We start from the raw sequence: 6,734 nt of genomic DNA, 5'->3' as shown, positions 1-6,734 counted from the left end.
TGATGCCGCCGCAAAGCGGCGGCATCACGAACTACGGCTGGAGTATTAGGTGCTCCTCAAACTGCAATATTCGGTCCTAAGCAAATCGAATTATCGCAGCTCAGAGCACCTCTCGCCATTTCAGGGAGCCGCCACCGTGAATTGGCGTGATTGGCCGAGGTTAGCCTCAGCTGGCTAGTTCGAGCCTCCCCGGAACCACACGCCCCTCGAACTCCCCGACGCCCAGGACTCGGACCAGTCCCACAGCGGCTGCAATGCCTCACTGAGGCCGACACCGGCGCCGGTGAGTTCATAGGCCCCCTTCGGGCCGTGCTTGTCCACGAGTCCCGCTACCTGCAACTGCTGCAATCGATTGGACAACATGCTCGACGAACAGTTGCCCATCCTGCGACGCAATTCCAGAAACCCCAACGGTCCCGGTTCGAGTTCCCACACGACCCGCAGCATCCACCGTTGTCCCAGCAGATCGATCGCCGTCAGGATCGCGGCATGAGCCGAATCATCCGATCGCTCCACTTCACCTCACCGATCGCTCGCGCTTCTCATTTCGAAGTACCATAGGTGCTTCTGATTCAGAAGCGTGGCCGGGCGGACGAGGAGACCCAGGTGAACCCAACTAACGCGAACCACAGAAGAATCGTGCTGATCACCGGCGCTTCCCGGGGAATCGGCGCCACCACGGCACAACGACTCGCCGCACCCGACACCCACGTCGTGATCAACTATCGGGAGAAGGCCAAGCGCGCACTTGCGGTGGTGGACGCGATTACCGCCGCGGGCGGCAGCGCCTCGGCCATCAGCGCGGACCTCTCCGACCTCGCACAGGTCACTGCGATGCTCGGCACAGTCGCCGACCAGTTCGGCCACCTGGACGCACTCGTGCTCAACGCCTCCGGCGGACTCGAACGTAGCGCCGAACCAGGCTACGCTCTGCAACTCAATCGCGACGCGCAGGTCCGCCTCGCCACACTCGCGCTACCGCTGATGCCCGCCGGGGGCCAGGTCGTCTTCGTCACCAGCCACCAAGCCCACTTCCACCACCGAGGCAGGCCGTTGCCGCACGGATACGAACCGATCGCGATCAGCAAGCGCGCGGGCGAGGACGCACTGCGCGCCCTCATACCCGAATTCCTCGACCACGAGATCGGATTCGTCGTGGTCTCCGGCGACATGATCGACGGTACGATCATCGTCCGACTCCTCGAACGCCGCGACGCCGACGCCGTCGCGACCCGTAGGACCAGCGGCCCCCTGCCCACGATCGACGTATTCGCCGAGGCGATCGTCCGCGCGATCGACGCACCGGTCCCCCACGGCCACACCTTCTACGTCGGAGGGTCCGACTACCTCGCCTCGTCGACCTGAACGCCGACCTCGCGTCGTAAGGTCAGCTTTGGTTGCGGTTGACCTTGAATGTGGTGCATCCGTTGCCGAATACGACGCCGCGCATGGTGTCGGGGGTCTTGTCGGTGGCGCGGAGGTCGACCATCAGGTAGTCGCCGGGGCGGTTGAGCCAGCGGACCTGGTGGAACTCCGGCTGCGGGCCGTCGACCGACGCGCGCATCTCGAAACTGCCGGATCTCGCGGCGACATTGGCGGGCAGGGCGTAGAATCTGAATTCGGTACGGCCGCTCGGCTCTACGATGAGGGTGAGTCCGGTTTCGCCCTGTGCACAGGTGTAGGTGCCGACCCATTCGCCGGTGATCTCTCGGAGTTTCGGCGGCACCGACGCGGCACTGGTCTCGCTCGCGGCGACCGGTGTTCCGTATACGGTGCGGGCGCAGCCGCTCGAGGCCGCGACGACGACCAACCCGGCTATGACGCACCGCCGAATTCCTGAATTCCCACCCCGCGCGGTCGAAGAGACTACTCCACGGCCTCCACCGCGATCTATGGGAGTCGAGTCGGGCACGGTGGCCGGTACTCTGATCTTCCGGTGTCTTCGGCATGTCGCCGAAGGTATCGAAAGACAGAAGCATCGATCGGCCAACGGATTTCGACCGATTACGCGATCGGTCGACGGCCGATTCCGATACGAGGACAGTAGGTTACGACATTGAGCGGGGATATGGAGGACAACGCCGTGGCGGAGGCCGAGCGCCTGCCGAAGGGCGCCGATCCCAACAGGCCGAACGCGGCGCGCGTCTACAACTACTTGCTGGGCGGCAAGGACAACTACGAGGTCGACCAGCTACTCGCGCACCAGATGCTCGCGGTCGCACCGGATACCAGGACCACGGCCTGGTTCAGCCGCCGGTTTCTGCTCCAAGCCGTGGAAATAGCCGCGCGCGCGGGCGTGCGGCAGTTCATCGACATCGGTGCGGGCATTCCGATCTCGCCGAATGTGCACGAGGTGGCCCAGGAGATCGAGCCGACCGCACGGGTCGTCGCCGTCGATTACGACCCGGTCGTCCACGTGCACGCCAACGCGCTGCTGGCCAGTTCGCCGGGTGTCACCTCGATGCTGGGCGATATCCGCCGACCGGATGTCATCATCGAACGGCTGCGGAGCGAACAGCTCATCGATTTCGACCAACCGGTCGCCATCCTGATCGTCGGCGTCCTGCACTACGTGATGGACGACGAGGACCCGGTCGGCATCGTGGCGCGCTTGCGCGACGAACTCGCGCCCGGCAGCTTCCTGGCCTTCACCCACGCCACCATCGACACGCAAAGCGATTTCATCGCCCGGTCCTCCGGCACCACCGTCGGCAGTTCCTCGCAGCCGCGCTACCGCACGCGGGAGGAAGTGGCGCGGCTGCTGGACGGTTTCGAGGTGCTCGAACCGGGCGTCGTCGCGGTGCAGGACTGGCTCGACGACGATCTGCCCAGCACCAATCTCGTGCTGCTGGGCGGTATCGGCCGCAAACGCTGAACCCGGGGCGTCAGCTCACATCGGCCAGCGCCGCGGCGCGGGCCACCATGGCGTCGGCGACCGATCGCGGACGGCGGCCGAGGCCGCACGCGCTGGCGATGCCGTCGACTCGCCTGCCGAGCGCCGCTTCGATCATGCGCAATGTCGCGGATTGTTCCTCCTGGGAAGGGCTTTCGTGGATGAAGCCCGCGACGAAGCGAGTGTCGGGTGGCAGGTCGAGTTCGGCCAGCGGCGCGTAGAACCGCCTGTCCACGGCGGGCGGGATATTCCCCGCCGCGAGTGGACCGTGCACGTATTCCAACGGCCGATCCGATGGCCAGTGGCGCGCGATGGAATCGGCGAGGTCGACCAGCGGCCGCGCGTCGCGCATGGTCGCGCGGGACCTGTTGTTCATGCTGCCGACGCACAGGTGCACACCGAATCGGGTGCCCGCGGGTGCGGCGGCGGCCAGTGCCGCGATGCCCTTGCCGATGCCGAGCACCGCCTCCAATCTTCGGTGCAGCGGTTGGGATTTCGCCATCAGCACCATCTCGGCGGTGGCCTCCAATTGGATGACCACCTCCTCGCCGGCGAACTCGCGGATCGCGGCGATATCGCGCACCGTCGCATCCCGAAAGGCAATGCGGTGCGAACGGACTCCGTCGACGCCCATCGCGACGAATGCCAAGGTGAAATCGGTCGGCATCCCGATCTGCAAGGGTAGGCCGGGTAGCTCGCGCTCGTCGCGCAGCCGACGGTAGATCGGCAGCGCCTCCCGCGCTTCGCCGAGATAGCCGAGTTCCATCATATCGCCGGTCAATTCGGCGCCGCGTGGCACGCGATGGATGGTGCGCTCCCGGCTCGAATTCAACGATCCGGCCCGCTTGACCTCCAACGCCCTCTGCGCGACCAAACCCGCGATGATCGGCTGGACGTAGTACTCGTAGCGGCACGTTTCCCCGGTCGGGAGGGTGAGCAGACGCGAACCCGCGCCGTCGAGCAACGCCAACATCGCCTCCTCGGTGCTCTCCGCCGGGTAACTGCCGACGAAATGCACTGCCCGAGTGCCCATATCGTGCATCGTAGATCGCAACCTTCCAGAAACTTCCGTATCACCAGGCACAGGTCGGCGGCTGTTCGCACACAGCGACCGGCCCTCTCCGGGAGCATCGCACAATCCCTTGCCCCGCGATAGCTGTGAAACCGACGTGACTCCAGCGGGATTCGCCGGAGCGTCGCTGTCTTGCGTGTCGCCGGGAATGCGCTATAGCCTGCCTCACCGTCAGCCGACTGCCAGGTCGGTGTTCATCGCCGCCACCCTAGGGAGTTCCTCGCGTGCGAACCTCGGTCCGAACCCTGGTTGCAGCCGCTGCGGCGACGCTGCTGTGTCTCGTCGTCCCCGGCGCCGCCGACGCCGATCCCGCCCCCGCGCCGGATCGGTGCCGCGAGCTGAGTTTCCCGGTGCCGCAGGGCGCGTTGGCGGCCACCCTCTGCCTCCCGGACGGCCCCACCGACACCGTCATGGTGCTCATGGCGGGCTCCAACTACAACCACACCTACTGGGACTTCCCCTACGCCCCGCAGACCTACAACTTCCGGCGGGCGATGAACGCGGCCGGTTACGCGACCCTGGTGGCCGATCGGCTCGGCAACGGCGCGAGCAGCAAACCGCCCAGCGTGTCGTTGACCGCGACCGCCACCGCCGAAGCCCTGCACGGCATCGTGCAGAGCCTGCGCCGCGGTGACGGCGACACCGCGCCGTTCGCCAAGGTGGTCACCGCGGGCCACTCGCTGAGTTCGGGCACCTCGGTCATGGAGGCCACCGCCTACCGCGACGTCGACGGCGTGCTGCTCACCGGCTATTCGCACGCGCTGAACATTCCCGAGGTGCTCGGGGTGATCAGCACCTACTATCCGGCCGCCGACGATCCGGTATTCGCCTCGCGCGGACTGGATTCCGGCTATCTGGTGACCCGCCCCGGCACCCGCGCGCACAACTTCTACGGCGACGGCAATGTCGATCCGCAGGTGCTCGCGCGCGACGAGTCGACCAAGGAGACCTTCTCGCTCACCGAATACCCCGACGGTCTCACCTCGACCCTGCCGGGGATGTCCTCGCTGATCGCGGCGCCGGTGCTGCTCGTCAACGGCAGCGTGGACCGGCTGTCCTGCGGCCCGGGGTACGCGGTTTGCCGCGACAGCGCCGCACTGCACGAGGCGGAGGCCCAATTCTTCGGTCCCGCGGCCCGATTGCGTACGTTCGTGCTGCCGGGCAGCGGTCACTCGGTCAATCTTGCGCGCAATACCGTCGACTACCAGGACGCCGTCATCGACTGGATGCGCACCGTCGTCGCGCGGTGACCTCGGCTCAGCGCCGGGCGGTGGCGAGCGTGCCGCGGTGACCGTAGCGGTGGGTCGCCTCGACCGCCTTGCGCGTGTGGACGACGGGTTCGATGCCGGACAGGTCGCGCAGCACCACGTGATTGCGGTCGGCGAGCGAACCGATGCTGTATCGCCTTTGCAGGCCGAATAATTGACCGCCGGTGCGGGTGCTCCAGCGTCGGGCGATCTCGGTGCGGGTGGTCTGGAAGGTGACCATGTATCCACCCTCGTAGAGCCGCAGCATCGCGTATCCGGCCGGATACTCCTTGATCGAGGCCACCTCGAGGAATTCCACGGGGACGGGGATGTCGGGTCTGGTGCGACGATTGCGATGGGTGTGTCCGCTGTGATGCAGGAACACCCCGGGCGCCTGTTCGTAGAGCCGGTGCAGGGAGCCGGCATCGCGGCGGTTCAGGACGAAGCCGGGACCGCCGAGATTGCTCAACCCCGACTCCCGGGTGACCGGGTGGTGGCCGAAAACCAGTGTCGGCTGGTCGGGTTCGTTGCGCAGCAGACTGCGCAGCCGCGACATCTGTTCCTCGTCGATACGGCCGCCCGCACCGTCGAGGTCGGTGGTGTCGAGTCCGATCACACGTAAGCCGTCGAGGTCGTAGTCGAACAGCCGCTGCCGGGGCAGGAAGTGCGGACCCCAGCAGTCGTGGTGTTCGCCGCCGGGCAGCCGCAGCCCCGACTGCCAGAACGCGCCCACTCGAGGACGATCGTGATTTCCCCGGCACACCAGTAGGTCTCGGCCGATCTGTCCCCAATTGTTCAGCCAGTGCCGCAGATTGCGTGCTTCGGCGGTCGTGCCGTCACTGGTGAGGTCACCCGCGAGCACGAGGTGGTCGACATCGCGGTCGGGGGCGCGCACATCGGTCAGCAGCGCGTCCAGCATGACCGCCGGATAGGGAGCCATCCCGGGCTCCTGACGCACGCCGGTTGGCAGCATCGGCGCGATCTGCCCGCTGACCTCCTCGCCGAAGTGCAGGTCGTTGGCCAGCGCGATCGTGCGTAACAGCCGTCCCGGCGGCGGTGTGAGAGTTCGGAATTCGTGCCGGTCCTCCTCGGCCCACCAGCGCGTCGCCGAACCGGACCCGGCGACCGCGCGCATACCGCGCGAGCGGGCCTCCACCGAGTAGCGCCTGCCGGGCTCGAGTCCGGCGACCTCGACGTAATGGAATGCGGTCGGTGTCGGATCGAAATGCACCACCGGCAGCGGCTTGTGCGAATCGGCCGGTCCGAGTGCGAGTTCGGTCTCGGCTGGGACCGGACGCCAGCGCCCGAAACGGTCCACCGCGGCGGTGGTCCAGGTCAGTGCCACCGACTGATCGGTGACGGTGACCACTTCCAGATCCCGCGCCACCATCGACAGTGACGGCGGCGCGAAGAGGGCGAAGCCACCCGCGGGTAGCGCGGCCGCGGCGGCGAATGCGGTGAGTACGGTCCGGCGGGAAGGCTCGTGGAGGCCCATCGCAACCCCTGACGTCGGTCTCGCCGA

The 6,734-nt window shown here is 66.9% G+C and carries 7 protein-coding genes; 3 read left to right on the top strand and 4 right to left on the bottom strand.

Annotated features, from left to right (window positions below; all coding sequences use genetic code 11):
- Positions 1 to 174: 174 nt before the first annotated feature.
- Positions 175 to 516: a winged helix-turn-helix transcriptional regulator gene (locus APZ21_RS00655; protein WP_239476428.1), complete on the bottom strand. Its 342-nt coding sequence runs from the start codon at positions 514 to 516 to the stop codon at positions 175 to 177.
- 90 nt (positions 517 to 606) lie between these two features.
- Between APZ21_RS00655 and APZ21_RS00650 the strand changes: the two genes are divergently transcribed.
- The gene (locus APZ21_RS00650) at positions 607 to 1,365 is read left to right on the top strand and encodes an SDR family oxidoreductase (RefSeq protein ID WP_239476427.1); all 759 of its coding nucleotides are present in this window, start codon (positions 607 to 609) and stop codon (positions 1,363 to 1,365) included.
- Between the two features lie 22 nt (positions 1,366 to 1,387).
- On the opposite strand, the gene APZ21_RS00645 is transcribed toward APZ21_RS00650, so the two are convergent.
- On the bottom strand, positions 1,388 to 1,810 hold the full coding sequence (locus tag APZ21_RS00645) for a hypothetical protein (RefSeq protein ID WP_054811228.1): 423 nt from the start codon (positions 1,808 to 1,810) through the stop codon (positions 1,388 to 1,390).
- A gap of 246 nt (positions 1,811 to 2,056) precedes the next feature.
- Between APZ21_RS00645 and APZ21_RS00640 the strand changes: the two genes are divergently transcribed.
- Positions 2,057 to 2,875 carry an SAM-dependent methyltransferase gene (locus APZ21_RS00640; protein ID WP_239476426.1) on the top strand — a complete coding sequence of 273 codons (819 nt, stop codon included), beginning with the start codon at positions 2,057 to 2,059 and terminating at the stop codon, positions 2,873 to 2,875.
- 10 nt (positions 2,876 to 2,885) lie between these two features.
- On the opposite strand, the gene APZ21_RS00635 is transcribed toward APZ21_RS00640, so the two are convergent.
- Positions 2,886 to 3,926 carry a hypothetical protein gene (locus APZ21_RS00635; protein ID WP_054811252.1) on the bottom strand — a complete coding sequence of 347 codons (1,041 nt, stop codon included), beginning with the start codon at positions 3,924 to 3,926 and terminating at the stop codon, positions 2,886 to 2,888.
- A 263-nt stretch (positions 3,927 to 4,189) separates the two neighbouring features.
- Here APZ21_RS00635 and APZ21_RS00630 point away from each other — a divergent pair, with 263 nt between their 5' ends.
- The gene (locus tag APZ21_RS00630; protein ID WP_239476425.1) at positions 4,190 to 5,215 is read left to right on the top strand and encodes an alpha/beta hydrolase; all 1,026 of its coding nucleotides are present in this window, start codon (positions 4,190 to 4,192) and stop codon (positions 5,213 to 5,215) included.
- Between the two features lie 7 nt (positions 5,216 to 5,222).
- Here APZ21_RS00630 and APZ21_RS00625 read toward each other — a convergent pair whose 3' ends face one another.
- The gene (locus APZ21_RS00625) at positions 5,223 to 6,707 is read right to left on the bottom strand and encodes a metallophosphoesterase family protein (protein WP_082392709.1); all 1,485 of its coding nucleotides are present in this window, start codon (positions 6,705 to 6,707) and stop codon (positions 5,223 to 5,225) included.
- Positions 6,708 to 6,734: the final 27 nt, after the last annotated feature.

Source organism: Nocardia arizonensis, from assembly GCF_001310275.1.
Taxonomy (GTDB): Bacteria; Actinomycetota; Actinomycetes; order Mycobacteriales; family Mycobacteriaceae; genus Nocardia; species Nocardia arizonensis.
Note: the sequence above shows the minus strand (reverse complement) of the source record. Positions and strands in the feature narration are given on the sequence as shown.

What these genes read in the sequence shown, in the direction of transcription:
- APZ21_RS00625 (WP_082392709.1), bottom strand. Translation starts at nt 6,707, where the DNA reads ATGGGCCTCCACGAGCCTTCCCGCCGGACCGTACTCACCGCATTCGCC.
- APZ21_RS00635 (WP_054811252.1), bottom strand. Translation starts at nt 3,926, where the DNA reads ATGGGCACTCGGGCAGTGCATTTCGTCGGCAGTTACCCGGCGGAGAGC.